At 53.7% G+C, this 16751-nt stretch carries 14 protein-coding genes; 8 read left to right on the top strand and 6 right to left on the bottom strand.

The window, feature by feature from the left end; all coding sequences use genetic code 11:
* The first annotated feature begins 30 nt into the window (after nucleotides 1-30).
* The 3 genes from SBI19_RS04425 (at nucleotide 31) to SBI19_RS04415 (ending at nucleotide 3187) form a co-directional block, all read left to right on the top strand.
* Nucleotides 31-1347 carry an ABC transporter substrate-binding protein gene (locus SBI19_RS04425; protein WP_317965332.1) on the top strand — a complete coding sequence of 439 codons (1317 nt, stop codon included), beginning with the start codon at nucleotides 31-33 and terminating at the stop codon, nucleotides 1345-1347.
* Between the two features lie 89 nt (nucleotides 1348-1436).
* Complete coding sequence (locus SBI19_RS04420; RefSeq protein WP_317965330.1) at nucleotides 1437-2345, top strand: carbohydrate ABC transporter permease; 909 nt, start codon at nucleotides 1437-1439, stop codon at nucleotides 2343-2345.
* 23 nt (nucleotides 2346-2368) lie between these two features.
* Nucleotides 2369-3187 carry a carbohydrate ABC transporter permease gene (locus tag SBI19_RS04415; protein ID WP_317965328.1) on the top strand — a complete coding sequence of 273 codons (819 nt, stop codon included), beginning with the start codon at nucleotides 2369-2371 and terminating at the stop codon, nucleotides 3185-3187.
* Between the two features lie 80 nt (nucleotides 3188-3267).
* Here the strand turns inward: SBI19_RS04415 and SBI19_RS04410 are convergent, their stop codons facing one another.
* Nucleotides 3268-3624: a hypothetical protein gene (locus tag SBI19_RS04410; RefSeq protein ID WP_317965326.1), complete on the bottom strand. Its 357-nt coding sequence runs from the start codon at nucleotides 3622-3624 to the stop codon at nucleotides 3268-3270.
* Nucleotides 3625-3808: 184 nt separating this feature from the next.
* Nucleotides 3809-6454 carry an S-layer homology domain-containing protein gene (locus tag SBI19_RS04405; RefSeq protein ID WP_317965324.1) on the bottom strand — a complete coding sequence of 882 codons (2646 nt, stop codon included), beginning with the start codon at nucleotides 6452-6454 and terminating at the stop codon, nucleotides 3809-3811.
* Between the two features lie 354 nt (nucleotides 6455-6808).
* Here SBI19_RS04405 and SBI19_RS04400 point away from each other — a divergent pair, with 354 nt between their 5' ends.
* The gene (locus SBI19_RS04400; protein WP_317965322.1) at nucleotides 6809-8758 is read left to right on the top strand and encodes a dihydroorotate dehydrogenase; all 1950 of its coding nucleotides are present in this window, start codon (nucleotides 6809-6811) and stop codon (nucleotides 8756-8758) included.
* Nucleotides 8745-9182: a GNAT family N-acetyltransferase gene (locus tag SBI19_RS04395; RefSeq protein ID WP_317965320.1), complete on the top strand. Its 438-nt coding sequence runs from the start codon at nucleotides 8745-8747 to the stop codon at nucleotides 9180-9182. The genes SBI19_RS04400 and SBI19_RS04395 overlap by 14 nt, the downstream gene beginning before the upstream one ends.
* A 28-nt stretch (nucleotides 9183-9210) precedes the next feature.
* On the opposite strand, the gene SBI19_RS04390 is transcribed toward SBI19_RS04395, so the two are convergent.
* On the bottom strand, nucleotides 9211-9882 hold the full coding sequence (locus SBI19_RS04390) for an HD domain-containing protein (protein ID WP_317965318.1): 672 nt from the start codon (nucleotides 9880-9882) through the stop codon (nucleotides 9211-9213).
* A 337-nt stretch (nucleotides 9883-10219) separates the two neighbouring features.
* On the opposite strand from SBI19_RS04390, the gene sigJ reads away from it, so the two are divergent.
* Both sigJ and SBI19_RS04380 read left to right on the top strand, forming a co-directional pair.
* On the top strand, nucleotides 10220-11137 hold the full coding sequence (sigJ, locus tag SBI19_RS04385; protein WP_317965316.1) for an RNA polymerase sigma factor SigJ: 918 nt from the start codon (nucleotides 10220-10222) through the stop codon (nucleotides 11135-11137).
* A gap of 150 nt (nucleotides 11138-11287) precedes the next feature.
* Nucleotides 11288-11737 (top strand): carboxymuconolactone decarboxylase family protein, encoded by a 450-nt coding sequence (locus tag SBI19_RS04380; protein WP_317965314.1) that lies wholly within the window; start codon nucleotides 11288-11290, stop codon nucleotides 11735-11737.
* Between the two features lie 82 nt (nucleotides 11738-11819).
* Here SBI19_RS04380 and SBI19_RS04375 read toward each other — a convergent pair whose 3' ends face one another.
* Entirely contained in the window at nucleotides 11820-13634 is a 1815-nt protein-coding gene (locus SBI19_RS04375) for an AAA family ATPase (protein WP_317965312.1), read from the bottom strand.
* Nucleotides 13635-14146: 512 nt separating this feature from the next.
* Nucleotides 14147-14953, bottom strand: a complete 807-nt coding sequence (locus SBI19_RS04370; protein ID WP_317965311.1) for an AAC(3) family N-acetyltransferase — start codon at nucleotides 14951-14953, stop codon at nucleotides 14147-14149.
* Nucleotides 14954-15184: 231 nt separating this feature from the next.
* Between SBI19_RS04370 and SBI19_RS04365 the strand changes: the two genes are divergently transcribed.
* The gene (locus SBI19_RS04365) at nucleotides 15185-15814 is read left to right on the top strand and encodes a sterol desaturase family protein (protein ID WP_317965310.1); all 630 of its coding nucleotides are present in this window, start codon (nucleotides 15185-15187) and stop codon (nucleotides 15812-15814) included.
* Between the two features lie 92 nt (nucleotides 15815-15906).
* Here SBI19_RS04365 and SBI19_RS04360 read toward each other — a convergent pair whose 3' ends face one another.
* The gene (locus tag SBI19_RS04360; protein WP_317965309.1) at nucleotides 15907-16746 is read right to left on the bottom strand and encodes an ankyrin repeat domain-containing protein; all 840 of its coding nucleotides are present in this window, start codon (nucleotides 16744-16746) and stop codon (nucleotides 15907-15909) included.
* Nucleotides 16747-16751 lie beyond the last annotated feature (5 nt).

Below are 16751 nucleotides of genomic sequence, written 5' to 3'. Positions count from 1 at the left end.
AACATTCATTAAGTGGGGGTTCTATTGATTATGAAACGTCTGGCAAAAGGCGCGCTCGCACTGATGGCCATGAGCTCGATCGTATGGCTCAGCGCTTGCGGTTCGGAATCCAAATCTACGGGTGCTGCCGAGCTCGGAGCGCTCGATCCAGCCAATCCGACGAAGGTGTCGTTCTATTCCTACTCGCTTGCTTACCCGACCATGAAGGCGGGCATGGAACAGCTGATCAAGGAGTTCAACGATACGATCGGCAAGGAGAAAGGCGTCATCGTCGAAGGCGTTGCAGATACGACGATGCAGCAGTACAAAGCCGACATCTCGGCCGGCAAGGAAGTCGACGTCGTACAGCATACATTCAGTACGCTCGACAGCTCCCGCTTAAGCCTTGGCTTCAAGGCTTACGAGGATATCTTCCCGAAAGAAGAGCTGGACGAGCATCTGAAGGGCATCTCGTCCAACGCGCTCGAGCTTGGCAAAATCGATGGCAAAATGTACGGCCTAGCCTTTACGTTCAGCACGCCGATCGTGTTCATCAACGGCAAGCTGTTCGAAGATGCAGGTCTGGACCCTTCGAACCCGCCTAAGACTTGGGATGAGATCAAAGCGGATTCGCTCCAGATCAAACAAAAAACCGGCAAAGACGGCTTCGGCCTCGCGCCGAACAACGGCTGGGTAACGGAAGGCCTGATCTTAAGCAACGGCGGCCAAGTGCTTGCGAAGGACCGCAAATCGGCCGACTTCGGTTCGGATGCCAGCGTTGCAGCGATTTCCATGTGGAAAGACCTGTACCATAACGGCGGTTCCGCACCAGGCTCCGACGCTGAGCTCATGGAGCAGTTCATGGCAGGCAACCTTGGCATGTATGTCTCTTCGACCTCCCTGCACAGCGGGATGAAGAAAGCTTCCGAAGCTGGCGGCTGGAAACTGTATGGCGCAGCCCTGCCGCAATTCGGCGATACGCCGTCAGTACCTGTTAACTCCGGCAGCGTGCTTGCGGTTCGTCCGAACGATCCCGTGAAGACGGCTGCGGTATGGGAGTTCGTTAAATTCGTAACAGGCGATCGCGGCTATACGATCATTACGTCGCAGATCGGTTACCTGCCGCTCCGTACGGCTCTGGCTGACGATCCGAACGGCCTGAAAGATTTTGTCGAGCAGAATCCGCTGTACCGTATCAACCTCGATCAATTGACGCGCATTCAACCGGTTGCGATCTGGCCAGGCGACAACGCAACGGAAATGGCGAAAGTGTTCACCGACGCGATCGTGAAATCCGTTATGGCCGACGACGATGTGAAATCGACGCTGACTGCCGCACAGAACGAAATCAACGGCATGATGCCGTAACTACCGCAAGGTAGAACAAGAAAGGAACGATTATGAGCCAATCGTTGGACAATACAATCGCCCCCTCTTTATCGAGGGGGTCCATAATCGTGCGCAGACGCCTGAGCGCAAAGAAGCTGCGGCGCTTCAAGCCGTATCTGTATTTGCTGCCGGCTGTCGCACTGCTTGGCATTTGGATGTACCGGCCGCTGCTGTATACATTCTATCTCGCTTTTCAGAAGTGGAGCATGGTTCCGGGCACGTCACCGACATTCGTCGGACTCGACAACTTCCAGCACCTGTTCCATAACAAGAGCTTCATCGATTCAATCGGCAATACGGTCTTCTATACGGTCGGCCTGCTTCCGTTCTCCATCCTCATTCCGATGATCCTGGCGGTCGTTACGGACCGAATGGAGAGCAAGTCCAAGAACTTCTATCGTGCCATGTTCTTCATTCCGATGATTCTGGCGCCGGTCTCGGTCAGCGCGATCTGGCGGTGGCTGTTCCATCCGTCCAACGGGTTGGTCAACTATATGTTGATGAAGCTGCATTTGATCACAGAGCCGATTGCGTACTTCTCCGACCCGAGCTTCGCCAAGTGGATCATTCTGCTCATTACCGGTTGGAAAATGATCGGGTTCAGCACCATTATGTTCTCCGCCGCACTGACGAGCATTAACCGCGAATACTACGAGGCTGCTTCACAGGACGGTGCCGGATCGTTCCGGCAGTTCGTGCATATTACGATCCCGCTTCTGTCGCCGATGATTATTTTCATGCTCACGATGAGCATCCTGTTCTCCAGCCAATGGACATTCGCTTACATCGACATGCTGACTACGGGCGGACCGTACGGCTCATCAACGAACATCTATTACGAAATGTACCGTTTTGCTTTCTCGAGTTTGAACGTGGGCTTAAGCTCCGCGGCAGCCCTGCTGTTCTTCGTTGTGTTCGGCGTCATTGCGCTCGGCCTCAACATGCTGTCCCGCAGGTTTGCATTTTACGACAATTAAGGCTGTGAAGGAGAAGAGCGCAAATGTTCCATCGTTCCCCGATTCAATCGATCACTCGGCACGGGATGTTGATCTTGCTGTGCATTCTTGCCGTGTTCCCGCTGTATTGGATGGTGAACTCCTCGCTGAAGAACGAGTCGGAAATATTCACCTCGTCCTTCTTCCCGCATAAGCCGACATTCGGCAATTATACGTATGCGTTCACCGAAATGCCGATCGTTCGGATGGCGTTCAACTCGTTCGGCGTATCGATCATGATGACGCTGCTCCAGCTGGCGACCAGTCTGCTGGCGGCTTATGCGCTCGTGCGTTGGCGTTTCCGCGGCAAAGGATTGATTTTCTCGATCTTAAGCCTGACCTGGCTCATTCCGTTCCAATCGGTCATGATTCCGAACTACGTGCTCGTGAACGACCTCGGACTCAATGACAGTCTGCTCGGCATCGTGCTGCCGTTCAGCGTCTCGACGTTCGCCATTCTGTCGCTGTACCAATCGTTTCAATCGTTCCCCGGCGTGCTGATTGAAGCGGCGCAAATCGACGGCATGAGCGACTGGAGCATTCTGACGCGGCTCATTATTCCGAACACCCGCTCCACGATCGCATCGCTCGGCATTCTGCAGTTCATCAACGCATGGAACGAATATCTCTGGCCCATGCTGATCGCAAAATCGATGGACCATGCGCCGCTGCAGATCGGTCTCCGGCTGTTCGTCAACTCGGATACGAACCTATGGGGCTCGCTGATGGCGGCAACCACGGTGTCATGCCTGCCGATTCTGCTCATCTATCTGCTGCTGCGCCGCCAGATCGTCGACTCGTTCGTACGGTTCGGCATCAAGTAACAGACACAAGGAAGCCCCGCTTGGGACCCATAGGTCCTCGGCGAGGCTTCTTTGTTCGAGCATAGATGATAGATGGCGGACTAGATCTTCGTCTCTTCGATAACCGGTAACTCGAAGAGCATGCTGAACGCCACTTGGACTACAATACTTACGAGAAGCATGATAGCAACAGAGATGATAAACCGAGCGGTATTCCGCCGTTTGATCCAACCACGCACGAAGAAGATGCTGATGATCGGAAACGCCACTGCGTTGACAACGACCATAGCGAAGGAGACGACCGCATGTCCGAAACCATGATCCGAGCTAGCATCATAGTACGAATCGAATACGAGCGGAAACCCTCCGAAGAACACCAGCAGCGGCATGGCCACCCCAATGACCACCGATAAAACAACGGTTACTGCAAATAGGACGAACGATGTGCCTTTACTCATTCAACGACCCCACAATGGATTCTATTTTATGGTATGAACGGATCAATTATGGGTTCGAGGGCAATTGTTTGTCAACCAAAATGAACGATGGCGGCACTACGGTCTGGCTCGATGTAAAAAATAAGCCCCGCTGCGGATTGAATCCGCAACGAGGCTTGTTTGTTGAGCATGAATTTATAATTGCTTATTGCACTGCATCCGGAACTGGTGCGTACTCTGCCAACTGTGAGTTCTCTCCAATATGCTCTTTATCGAAGGTTACTTTCTCCGTATAGTAGCCGACAACGTTCTGATTCGCATCGTAGAACGTCAAATAGATGTACATATCATGTACGGGGTTGAAGCCCAGGAATGTATGCTGGTACGGATAACTGTTATTTACTTTGAACAAACCATGAAGTGATTCGTATTTGCCGTACGAGATCTTCGTGTCTTCCATCGTCATCACTCTTGGAGCCTGAGAAGCATTACTAATTACGTCGTAACTAAATTTCATCGTGGATGCATAAGCCTGTACGGAAGCATCGGTTGTGATTACAAAGCCGAACGAGGTTCTATTTACCTCATTGTTGTATGCATCCAGTTTGCGCAGCTCTTCCGTCGTCATCCGATTAATTACAATACCTGTGCGATCTGTGATGGTTGTTACAGGTGTGAGATCATAATGATAGTCGCCGCTCATTACTTCTTCTTCGCCACGCATCACTGTGATATTGATGGTTCCTTTAAGATCAGTCGGTTTAAAGCTATTGTAATTACCATCACTGTAGTCAGAGAGCTGCATATCAATGCTCTTCCCATATGCCGTACCCTTTGCCGTAAAAGCAGAGGAACTACTGGAGTCCGCCCCGGACACATCCACGGTCACTACATCTCCAGCCTGAAGGAGGTTCGAATTCAGCGAGTACGAAGCATTGTCACCATTGACAGACTTAATAATACGGAATGCTTCTTGGATATTCCGTTGGTAGAAGAACTCAACATTGTAATACTTAGTCCGTATACCATCAAGGCTTCTGACCGAAATAGCGACTTCCGCATCCTCTTTGGCATTCAGATGGAACGTATAATCTCCCTTATCTGCCTTTAGGTTCGTGTACACTCCTTCAGAAGATCTGAACAACGTTACGTTTACAGTTGCGTTCGGATTAACTGCTAATGCGTTTAGTTTAAAATCTCCGCCTTTGAAGTCAACAGGGAGTGCCACTTCGTATTGGAATGTATCGGCTTCAAAGCCCGTTCCAACCGAATTACCTGAGCTATCCTTCTGCGTTAACGACAGCTCCCCGTCAAGCGCTGCGCTCAGCGAACTAAGGTGAGCCTCTGTCTCGTCGCCTGTACCGCTGCCATTGTCAGTACCACCATTATCTGTACCGCCGTTGTTGCCTCCATTATTGCCGCCATTGTCGGAACCGCCGTTGTCGCCTCCATTGCTGCCACCATTGTCGGAACCGCCGGTACTGCCGTTGTTACCGCTATTGCTACCGCTGCTCGTTCCAGCCGGAATCGTATCTTGTTCCTTGCCTGAACCATCAACCGTACTTGGCTTCGTCTCAAACGACGAGCCCTTCGCGCCATCGTTGACGGTTGCTTTGTCTACCTGGCCTTGACCGACCAGCTTGGATACTGCGTTCAGGACAAGCTCAGCGATTTTCGCTTCTTTGCCTACGTCGATCGCAGTGCCTTCCGCGTTTTGTCCTACCGATAAATTGTCGATCGAGCCGCTTGGCAGACTGATTTGAATATTAGCCGTCAGCACGCGCACATCTTCGAATTGTCCGATGAGATCAACATTAGATCCTGCTGGAAGCACATCCGACAGCTCGATATTCGAGAAGCCGCTGTCCGTTACATTTGACTCTTCGATCTTAACTGGCGAATTAACGATGACATCATTTACAGTCGTTGCACCGATTGCAACGATACGCACTTTACCTGATGCTTTATCGACGATAATGCGCAGAAGCACAGAGTCCTCAATGTGAATGGAATGCTCGCCGCCGCCGTTCACTTGCGTTGTGCCTTCAACGGTCACCTTGTTCAGCGTAACATCGCCTTCACCAACTTCTTTCGCAATCGTCAGGTTTCCTTTAATCACCATATTCTGCAGCGTAACATCAGCCGCAGAGATGACGACATTGCCTTCGATCGTCTGTGTTTTGTCAGCCGATCCGTATGTACCTGCTTTATCGAACACCTTATCTTGCGTATTCGCTGAAGAAGACAGTCCGAGCGCTGCATCAATAGCTGCCACTGTCTCGGCACGCGTAATCGGCTTCGTCGGGTTCATCTTGCCATTGTTATCACCATTGAATACCTTCGCTGCTGCCAGGGCTGCAATTGCCCCCTTGCTCCAGCTTGCGATCTCATTTGCGTCCTTGAACTGGGAAACGTCTGTCCCTGTCGTATCGAGGTGCAGTGCTTTCGCGATCATAACGGCAGCTTCTTGCCGCGACGTATTGCTGTTCGGGGCAACGATGCCGTCACCTGTTCCTTGCAAATAACCAGCTTTATAACCAATTACAATGTCCTGATATGCCCAGTGCTTATCCGTCAAATCCTTGAATGTAACATTCGTATCTGCGTCGCTCAGGTTGAACGCACGGTTCAGAAGTGCCGCGAACTCACCGCGTTTGACCGGATCATTCGGCTTAAACGTTCCGTCCGGATATCCTTTAATAAGGCCCTGCTCTACCCATTTGGTTACGGTATCTGACGCCCAATGGTTCTCGACATCCTTTGGTGCTGCCGCGAATGCAGAAGACATCATAGCGCCGAATGCGAGCATAAAAGCAAGAAGAAGAGACAATGCATACTTCGTTCGTTTCACCTATTTTTCCCCCTTGATCAATTTGCAATAAGTCTATGAAACTATGAACTTTAGCCCCAGAGTCTATCGCCATAGTGCATAATTTTACCACCGAAAATGTGATGGTTCAATAATTCCATATGCTAAATTACCTAAAAGTTAATTAAAATCAATATACTATTCATTATAAATATAGAAATGATTGTAATATCAACTTAGTTTATATCCCTTTCCTTGGCTATATCACATAGGTTGTCCCCTTACAACCGATGAGACATTCTCCAAGAATGAATACTAGTATGGCGCCATGAATAATAGTATGATTTTGGTAATCGATTAACCTACACCATGCTCTGCAAAAGGCGGTGAAGCCCTATGCCCGACTGGTCTTACCAAACATTGTTCCGTCCAATCCTGTTCCGTCTTCCCGCGCGTATCGCGCGCGGATTCACGCTTCAAGCGATGGGTCGCCTGAGCCGGATTCCCGGCGGCACCTTCGTCATCAAGACACTTGGCCATGTGGAGCCGTCTCCGCTTCTTCGAAGCACCTTCCAGGGTGTCGATCTGCCCACGCCTGTCGGCTTGTCTGGAGCAGTCGACGCTGATGGCACTGCCGTCAAAGCGATCTCCCAGTTCGGATTCGGCTTCGTAGAGATGGGTCCCGTTACACTCAGACCTGTCGCCAATGATTCGCCTATACATATTAGTCCAGCCAATGAGAGCATCATCTATCCATGTGAGTACGAGAACCCCGGCGCTGAAGCTGTCCTGCATTGCATACGCCATCCGAAGCATCGGCTGCCGCAGTTCGTACGTATTGCTCCGTCACCAAGAGCCGGCCCGAGCGAAGCGGCTGATGAGCTGCAAGCACTGTACGAACAGTTCGCGGACGAGTCTGGCGTATCCGCTCTTATTATCGAGGCGTTGAGCAACTGCGGAGAAATTGCTGCGGAACGGCACTTGCTTAAGCGAATTTCTACATTCCTCGCCGAGCAAGAGGCCACAGCTAAAAAACCACTGCTCCTTTACATCCCACTTGATTTACCTGAAGCATCATTGCGAGAGATTGTGCAGGCAGCAGATCCCTCAGTATGGAGTGGATTCGTTATCGGGGACTACGTTCGGGCTGAAGAGGGCACCATCATCACGGGGCGGGACGGACGACAGGCGTGCATCGCCAAGCTGCATACGATCCGAGCCTATGCGAGGGGAAATCCTGTGCTGTTCGCATCGGCCGGCGTGCATGAACCGGCTGATGCGCTGGCGCTGATAGAGGCTGGCGCCGACTATTTGCTGCTGCACAGCGGCTTCGTATATAGCGGACCCGGCCTGCCTAAGCGGGTCAACGAGGCCATTCTATACGATAGACTGGCGAAGGAAGAGGCGCCGCCTTCGCCGTCTTGGTGGACCAACTGGGGATGGATGTATCTGCTCGGGATCAGCATGATGCTGGGCGGCGTCATCGCATGGATCATTGCGGCCAACTCGGTGCTGCTTCCCTACGATGAGGCGTTCCTCGATATGGCGCGCAGCCAAGTGGCAGCGATTAACGGCAATCTGCTGCATTTCATGTCGCACGACCGGATTACGCTCGCCGGCACGATGCTGTCGATCGGGATCTTGTACTGCCAGCTTGCAAGGCATGGACTCCGTCACGGACTTCACTGGGCGAAAACTGCGGTGTGGGCCTCGTGCGGCGTCGGGTTTCCGAGCTTCTTCCTGTACTTAGGATACGGCTTCTTCGACCCGCTCCATGCCGCGGCCGCCGTTATTCTGCTGCCGATGTTCCTGCTCGCGATGCGGAACAACCCGGACCGGCCTAACCGCATGCCCGTCAACCTGCACAACAGCACGGCGTGGCGGCGGGGACTATGGGGCCAGCTCTGCTTTATTGTCGTTGGAGCTTCCTTATGTATAGGCGGCATCGTCATCGCTTACGTCGGCATTACCGACGTATTCGTGCCGACAGATCTCGGCTATCTATGCACATCTAGCGATGCGCTTGACGTTGCCAATCCGCGGCTTGTTCCGCTTATTGCCCACGACCGCGCCGGCTTCGGCGGAGCGCTTCTATCCGATGCTGTCGGTATCCTGATCGTCGCTCTATGGGGACTTCAGCAGGGTGCAAGATGGCAGTGGTGGACGCTGCTGTGGAGCGGCGCACCTGGATTTGTCGCAGGATTGAGCGTTCATTTTGCAATCGGTTATACGGATTTCATTCATTTGCTTCCTGCATATTTCGTGCTTGTCGTATACATAGCCGGTCTTATTCTGCTGTATCCTTATCTCATGTCGAAGGAGCGTGCCCAACATGTCACACCCTAACCAATCCGATTCGATTCATATCTCAACAGACCGAAGCCTGCTCGACGTACATGACCTGTACGAGCAGCTCCGTCCGATGCCATGGGCAGTGTCCTATACCTGCGAACGTCTGCAGAAGGCGATTGACAATACGGCCGTCGTTGTCGGCGCCTACGATCAGTCGGCTGACGGCAAGCTGGTCGGGTTCGCGCGCGTCGTCTCGGATTGCGCGACATTCGGCTACTTGACCGATGTGTTCGTGCACGAGGATTACCGCGGACAGGGTTTGTCCAAAGCGATGATGCAGACCATTAAGGAGCATCCCGACCTGCAGGGCTTGCGCCGCTTCATGCTCATTACAGGCGACGCGCAAGGGCTATACGCCCAATACGGCTTCGAGCAGCTGCGGCACGCGGAGAAGTGGATGGAGATTTTCAACCCGTAATTGGCTGTGGCTAATTGGTCACCCCTGCCTATTGAACACTATCCCACTCCAGCAGAAACTGCCGAACATACTGCTCCATATACTGATGCCGCTGCTCTGCGATCTTGCGGGCAGTCGATGTATTGATCAGATCCTTCAGCTTGAACAGCTTCTCGTAGAAATGGTTAAGCGCCGTATTATTGCGGTGATCCCGGTACTCCTTCGCCGTCATTGCATCGCGCGGCTGGATTGCCGGGTTATGAATGGGACTTCCTTTGAAGCCTGCATATACGAAGGTACGCGCAATCGCAATTGCTCCGATCGCATCGAGACGGTCGGCATCCTGCACGACCTGCCCCTCCAGCGTACGCATCGGCGGGTTCGTGCCCGCATTGTAGGACATGGTGGCGATAATCTCAAGAATATGGGCTTGGTCTTCTTCCGCAATCGGCTGAGCCTCAAGCCAGCTGCGCACCTTCTGAATCCCGCTCTCCTTGGAATCATTGAGCTTCTCATCGGCAACATCATGAAGAAGCGCTGATACGGTGCAGATGAACCGATCTGCGCCCTCTTCCTCAGCAAGACGCTCTGCCATTCGCACCACGCGATGCACATGCCACCAGTCGTGGCCGGTTGCGTCATTCTCTAGTTCGGTACGAGCGAATTTCTCTGCCTCCTGGATGATTGAACTCACAAGCTGATCCTTATCTATAGCGCACATCAGTTGACTCTCCCTTGCGTACTTGTACTTTTATTTATTGGTTTAGTGGTAGGAATAACGGATGTCACGAAGCTTATTTCACAGTATATAGTCTTTTAATAACTGTAAAGGTTAACACAGCGGTTACTGGATCCAAATACGTGCGTTTCGACTCATTACTGAGCAATTAAGCCCCATAGGAACCGTTACCGTCTGCCAATCAGCTGTAAGTAACGAATAAGCTCTATGGCGGCCTTTAGCATTCCGTTCGTTCATCCTTGCCCGCAGCTGCCCTCTTACTTACCTGTCTCTTCATGCTGAATCCGCCTCACCGCGAAAGCGAAAGGAGTAACCAACCATGGATCTAGATACCCTGTATCGGACCTACAAGCCGGTGCTGCTTGCTTATGCTTACCGCATGCTCGGTTCCATAACGGATGCCGAGGATATCGTGCAGGACGTATTCATGTCCGTCCGCGATCTGGATTGGCATACGATCGAATACCCGAAGGCCTACTTGATGAAAATGGTCACGAACCGTTCGCTCAATACGATCCGATCCGCCCGCCGTCAGCGGGAGGTCTATCCCGGCACCTGGCTGCCGGAGCCGGACATCCGTTTCGCCGCAGCGGTTGCAGCGGATGAACCGTCCGAACAGCTCGTGCTGCGCGAGCGTTTCGGCTATGCCCTGCTCGTGCTGCTGCAGCAGCTGTCGCCGCTGGAGCGAGCCGTTTATATTTTGAAGGAGTCGCTAGGCTTTCCGTACGACGAAATCGCCCACATGCTGCAGAAAAACGAAGCAGCCTGCCGCAAGCTGTTCAGCCGTGCCAGCGCCAAGATCGGCTCGAACAGCCGCACGGAAGATGATGTTGCGACGAATCAAGCAGTTACGGCAGAACCTTATGTGCAAGCCTTCGCCGAGGCCGCCCAGACCGGACGATTCGAATCCTTCATTCGTCTGCTGACCGACAATGCCGTGCTCATTAGCGATGGCGGCGGCAAGGTTCGTACGGCCGTTAATCCGATACTCGGACGCGACCGCATCCTCGCATTCTTCTCTGGGCTGCACAGCAAAGGTTCCTACAATGGCATCTTCCATCATGTGCTCATAAGCGGTCAGCCCGGCGTTCTGCTCGTACGTCCGGACGGACATATGCGGGCATTTTGCTTCAGCTATACTGCCGATCATGCGATTGCATGTATCTACACCATTATGAATCCCGATAAATTACAGCACATTCATGGAGGGAATTCGGAGTTAATTGACCGCGCTTAGCGGTAAGGGGCAGCGCCAATAAGCAAGTAAAAGCAGTCGAAAAATTATTTTGAATGTTTCTCTCCTACGCGGTCACAAATCCAACGGCTATTGTGTCTTAACTAATGTCAGCCGGCCGCAGACGATAACAAATCGTGGAGGGAAACCAATATGAACACACTTACACAAATCAATGTCCAAGAGGTAAACCCAGAGGTATACAATATGATGTTGAAGCTGGAGGGCTTTATCGCCGCTTCCGGCCTCGATTACACCCTGTATAAGTTCATCAAAATCCGCGCGTCCCAGCTTAACGGCTGCGCGTTCTGCCTCGACATGCATACGCGAGACCTGCGCAGCAAAGGCGAGACGAACCAGCGGATCGACCTGATCAGCGTATGGCGCGAAGTGCCTTTCTACAGCGCAAGGGAGAGGGCCGTATTAGAGCTGACGGAAGCCGTTACCCTGATCGCCAAGGGCGGCATCCCGGAAGACGTCTCCCGGAAGGCGCGCGAGCATTTCTCTGAGAAAGAGTACCTGACGATCATTATGGCGATCAACACGATCAACAACTGGAACCGCCTGATGGTCTCCGCAGGCATGGTACCGACGCAGGTTTAAGCCTCCGACTTACAACATTCCATGCTAACAACAGAAGGGCTGAGCAGCTGTCTTGCGACACGCTGTCTCCGCCCTTCTTCGTTTATTTCAGATAAAAGGATTCAAACGATTCCGGTCCGCCGTCGCCCGGCTCCTCGGATCCGCCTTCTGACTGATCTTCCTCCGCTGTCGCTGTACGCTCAGCCGCTTCCTCCAGCTCTGCCGCCGTCTCCCGATCCGGCAGCTTATCGAACTTCACCAGCTGCCGCACCGTCGGCGGCTCTGGACGAAGCTGTCCATACAGCCGTACGTAGATCTCTTCGATCTCTTCACCGGTGAGATCCTCCTGGCGGAGAAGTTCCGATGCAATCACATGTACAAAATCGGAGTGTTTGTTCACGAGCTCCTTCACCTGATTCATCTGATCCTTGAGCAGCTCGTTGATCTTCGGACGAAGGGCGCGGAATCCTTCTACACGTCCGCCTACCGCCATCCAGCTGAATAATTCATCGCCCATGCCGACGATGCCGAGATAGGCGCCCGCCAGCGTCGTTGCCTGCTGCAGATCGGAGGTGACGCCGTTAAGCTTCTTGCCGAGGAATTCTTCTTCGACCGCTCGTGCCGCTAAGCATACTTGAATCTCAGCAAGTATCTCGCTGTCACTGCGGTTGTAACGTTCCGTCATCGGCTTCGTAGCAGCCAGACCAAGCGCGCCGCCGCGGCGCACAATCGTTACCTTCCATACCCGATCATGCGGCTTCAGCAAATACTGCGCTACCGCATGGCCCGCCTCATGGTACGCCACGTTCCGCTTCTCATCTGCGCTCATGGAACGAAGCGGCTGCTTGAGGCCCCATTCGTACGTCTCCATTGCAACGCGGAAATCCTCGTAGCTTGTTAACTGCGCACCCCGCTGGTGGGCGATGACGACCGTCTCGTTCACGATATGCTTAATTTGAGCCGGGCTGTAACCGATCGTATCGAGGGCAGCTTTCTCCGACGTGAACGTCGGATCGGTCTTCACCTTCTTGAGGTAATAGTTGAAAACATCCACCCGACCGTCATAGTCCGGCGAATCCACCCATAGCTTACGGTCGAACCGACCTGGACGCAGCAGCGCTTCGTCGAGCACATCCGGCAGGTTGGTCGCGGCAATCGTGAGCACCGGAGGGCGTTCAGCCTTCTTGCGACGCAAGCCGAGCTGACGCAGCAGCTTCGCGATCTTCGAGCTGTCGAGATTCGGCGGATCCATCTGGAGCAGCAGCTCGTTGAGCAGGCCAGAGCCTCCGCCCATGCCGAACATGCCCATCGCGCCGCCTCCGCCGCTGCCTTGACGTTTCATGCCGATTGCATCCACTTCGTCGATGAAGATGATGCAAGCGCCATAAATGCGGGCCAGCTTGCGGGCCTTCTTGTAAATGCGCATGACCTTCAGGTTGCCGACACCGAAGAACATGTTCTGGAAGCTCGGTGCCGATGCGTATGCGAAGGGCACCTGCGCTTCGTTCGCGATAACCTGTGCGAGATAGGACTTACCTGTACCCGGCGGTCCGCACAGCAGCAAACCGCGGATCGCTTCGCCGCCCATCTCCTTGAAGCTCTTCACGCCCCGCAGAAGGGTAACGATGCGCTTCGCATTTTCTACAATCTCGGGGTTGCCCCGGTAATCATCCCATGTGGCGCCCGTCTCCCCGGGCAGTACCCAATACGTCCGCCCTCGCGCGAGGAACCAGAACAGCGCAACGAATTGAATGATCATGAACGCCATTGCATAGAGAAGATTTACGACGATGCCGAGAATGCTTAAACCGACCATCCAGGTCGTCGGAGCACCCGCCCACATGAAGATGAGTAGAACGACTATTAGTGCTAAACTGATCAGAAATCTGCGCCACTTAATCCATTGGTAGTTCCTCATAGCGGCCATACTCCTTTGCACTGGAATGAATCCACAACTTGATAACTTCTATCTATTTCAAACCTAGCCGAATAGAACGTCCGCCGCGAGGATACTAATATTAATTTTTGATGACAGAACGTGTTCGTCGTAGGAGTTGAACGCGTTAGCGAAGTACAGAGCCGAGATACGCTGATTCGTTGTCGGTAAGTGATTGATTCTTGTGCGAATTGGAGAAGGCTTTCATTAGGAGTAAGAGGAATCGCTTGTTAACCGAATAGGATTGGTAAGTTTCCAACGGAATTAAGAAAGATCGATAGAGGCTGTTACCATTTACTGTACAGCATCCAACAGGAGGACGACAAGGACAAACTGTGCAGGGTGAGCAACACATTTACGGGGCTGGAAACAGGCTGTGCCATTAATAAAAAAAACATCACGTCCCCTCGTCTAGTCTGCCGACAAGGCTGGGCGTGATGTTCCGGACCAGCGGGTAGTGACATTTGCGGAAAATGGCCTCGTCAAACGCTATTCTACAGACGATGCTGCTCCATCCACTGAACAGCCCAATCGACGAGCGACCGCTGGCTGATCAGCCGAATTTCGGCATTGCCGATTCGATGTACGACAGTGCCCATCTCCCGATCATAAGCCTCGCCGAGCTGTGCGAAATCCTCGTCGTTCACGGCGAGCGTCTCGTACGTTACCCACCGCCGTTCGCCGTCGATCAGCATGGCGCTGCTTTCTTGGCTCATGCTCTTGGAAGCGTAATTCGCACGAGCCTCCGCCAGATGCAGCGAGGTGTTCTTGTCATAGCCAACGCCGATCAGGAGCACTTTTCCGTCCAGTCGATAAACCTTATCTAGCGGAGAACCGTCCCCGACAATGTTGCATAAGTCATGCTCCTGCGTTATATATGCGGCATGCCTGCCAACCGCTGCTACCGAACGTGCAGGATGATCGGAACGGCAAGCGCCCGGCCATGTGCGAAGCATCTCCGCGATGACACCCATGCCGATGACAGGCGTAACAGCCTTGTCATAGGCCGGCCAATGGGCGCGGATGATCGGCCACCACTCCTGCGGCTCCTCCCAATGAACGCCCGTTGCCGGGTCGAGATTTTTCCACGTCTGCGCCGGCATTACGAGCGTTCCTTCGTCACCCACAAGCGCCAGCAATGCGCGAATGACGGTCTCCGGACCGCCTACAACGAATCCCAGCTTGCTCAGCGAGGCGTGTACGAACAAGGTTTGCCCTGCCTCCACCCCGCACCGCGCGAACCGTTCGATCAAGTCCTCCTGCGTCCATATTGCTCTTGATTCTGCTTCCAGCTTGTTCATCGTCTTCATCTCTCCTTGGATATACAAAATAAGACAACCCCGCTGCAAGCAGCGGGGTTGTCTCTAGTAGCAACTAGGGATGCATGGCCCTTAAGTTGTATTTGCTATATTATACCAACGGAACCGTGGAACGACAATAGTTTCTCCCGCTGCATCCTGCCTATTGCTGGCCGCGCTCTTCTTCCTGTACACTCGGGAATGTAGGCAAAGGCGAAGGAGATGGGGGCCGCTATGAGCAAACAAGGGCTTTATCGCAACTTCTTTCTGCATTCCGATATTATGATCATGGCCGGCATTCTTATCGCACTGGCAGCCGTCGCGAGTTACCGCGAGTTTACATGGCTTAACGCCGCCATATTCCTCATCGGAATGGCCGCGTTCATGGTCAGCGAGTACATGACGCACCGTTTTCTGTTCCATTTGAAGACGCCCAACAACGCTCTTGCTTTAAAATTTCTTAAGCGCATACATTACGATCACCATACGCATCCGAACGACTTGAAACTGCTGTTTCTGCCGGTCTGGTACAGTCTCCCGAACTTGACCGTCTTCGCGGCCCTCTTCTACCTCGTAACGGGCATGCTGAACGCGGCATTGGCCTTCGGAGCCGGGCTTGTGTGCATGCTGCTCATCTATGAGTGGAAGCACTATATCGCCCATCGGCCGATTCAACCGACGACGAGGCTCGGACGCTGGAACAAACGGATGCACCTGCTCCACCATTACAAGAACGAGAACTACTGGTACGGCGTCTCTACGCCATTCGTCGACGTGCTGTTCGGCACGCTGAAGAATGAGAAGACGGTGCCGACAAGCGCCACGGTCAAAGACCTGGAGAAGCGTGGTCAGACGATGCCTTAAGGTGACTCGCTAGTTATACCGAAGACAGCCATCCGTGCACGACACGTGATGGCTGTTGTTCGATTGCCGTACAAGCCAAGTATTGCGCCAGGCTAAGCTAAGCTGCGCAAAAACGCCGCAATCTGCAGCCGTCCCATATGGTCGGCCCAGCCAAGCGGCGTCCCGCCGAACAGTCGATCCGGCAACCTCACATCCGCTCCTGCATCCACAAGCAGCCGTACGGCTTCGAGCGAGCCCGAATCGACGGCGTGATGCAGCGCTGTCGCATGCGCATGGAACGACGCCGGACTGTAGGCGTTCAAGTCAACGCCTGCAGCCAGCAGCCGCGCAAGCGCGGGCGCGTTCCCGTACAGCGCCGCTGCCGCCAGCGCAAGCTGGCGCTCCTGGGCATCCGCCTGCGCAATGAGCCGCTCGTACTCGCATCCGTCGAGCGGCCCTATGGCGGAGGCGACTGGCAGCGTCAGCGAGGCACCACGCGCGAGCAGCTGGCGGACCGCCGCCGTCTCGCGATGCGCAAGCGCGGGCAGCGCCGCCGTCTGCGGATCGGCGTGCGCGTCCAGCAGCACGTCGATGAGCTTATGCTGCATCCCGCACTGCCGCGCCGCGCAGCCGGAACTGACGAGCATGAGCGTGTAGTCCAGCTGCTCCTGCAGGCTGTCCACCCGTTCCCTCTCCGCTGCTGCAAGAATAATACGGACGATCTCGTCCGTGTTGGATGGTACATCCCCATTGCCGCGAATCGGATTGCCCGCCGTGAACCACAACAGATACGGGTGATGGAAATACCCCTCTTCGCCTGTATCCGCTCTCTCTTCCAACAGCGATGGATTTGCAGCTAGCAGCTGCTTCAAGCGCTCAGCGTCGCCCGCATCGATCGCCTGCACCGCCTCCAAGAAGCTTGGTGACGCTGCGTCTAACGCCGGCTCAACCATACGCC

Source organism: Paenibacillus sp. CCS19 (assembly GCF_033239625.1).
In the GTDB taxonomy this organism is placed as follows: domain Bacteria; phylum Bacillota; class Bacilli; order Paenibacillales; family Paenibacillaceae; genus Paenibacillus_T.
Note: the sequence above shows the minus strand (reverse complement) of the source record. Positions and strands in the feature narration are given on the sequence as shown.

Bases quoted from the DNA above. Each gene is read 5' to 3' on its own strand.
- SBI19_RS04425 (WP_317965332.1), top strand. From the start codon at position 31: ATGAAACGTCTGGCAAAAGGCGCGCTCGCACTGATGGCCATGAGCTCG.
- SBI19_RS04415 (WP_317965328.1), top strand. From the start codon at position 2,369: ATGTTCCATCGTTCCCCGATTCAATCGATCACTCGGCACGGGATGTTG.
- SBI19_RS04410 (WP_317965326.1), bottom strand. From the start codon at position 3,624: ATGAGTAAAGGCACATCGTTCGTCCTATTTGCAGTAACCGTTGTTTTA.
- SBI19_RS04400 (WP_317965322.1), top strand. From the start codon at position 6,809: ATGCCCGACTGGTCTTACCAAACATTGTTCCGTCCAATCCTGTTCCGT.
- SBI19_RS04395 (WP_317965320.1), top strand. From the start codon at position 8,745: ATGTCACACCCTAACCAATCCGATTCGATTCATATCTCAACAGACCGA.
- SBI19_RS04390 (WP_317965318.1), bottom strand. From the start codon at position 9,882: ATGTGCGCTATAGATAAGGATCAGCTTGTGAGTTCAATCATCCAGGAG.
- sigJ (WP_317965316.1), top strand. From the start codon at position 10,220: ATGGATCTAGATACCCTGTATCGGACCTACAAGCCGGTGCTGCTTGCT.
- SBI19_RS04380 (WP_317965314.1), top strand. From the start codon at position 11,288: ATGAACACACTTACACAAATCAATGTCCAAGAGGTAAACCCAGAGGTA.
- SBI19_RS04375 (WP_317965312.1), bottom strand. From the start codon at position 13,634: ATGAGGAACTACCAATGGATTAAGTGGCGCAGATTTCTGATCAGTTTA.
- SBI19_RS04370 (WP_317965311.1), bottom strand. From the start codon at position 14,953: ATGAACAAGCTGGAAGCAGAATCAAGAGCAATATGGACGCAGGAGGAC.
- SBI19_RS04365 (WP_317965310.1), top strand. From the start codon at position 15,185: ATGAGCAAACAAGGGCTTTATCGCAACTTCTTTCTGCATTCCGATATT.
- SBI19_RS04360 (WP_317965309.1), bottom strand. From the start codon at position 16,746: ATGGTTGAGCCGGCGTTAGACGCAGCGTCACCAAGCTTCTTGGAGGCG.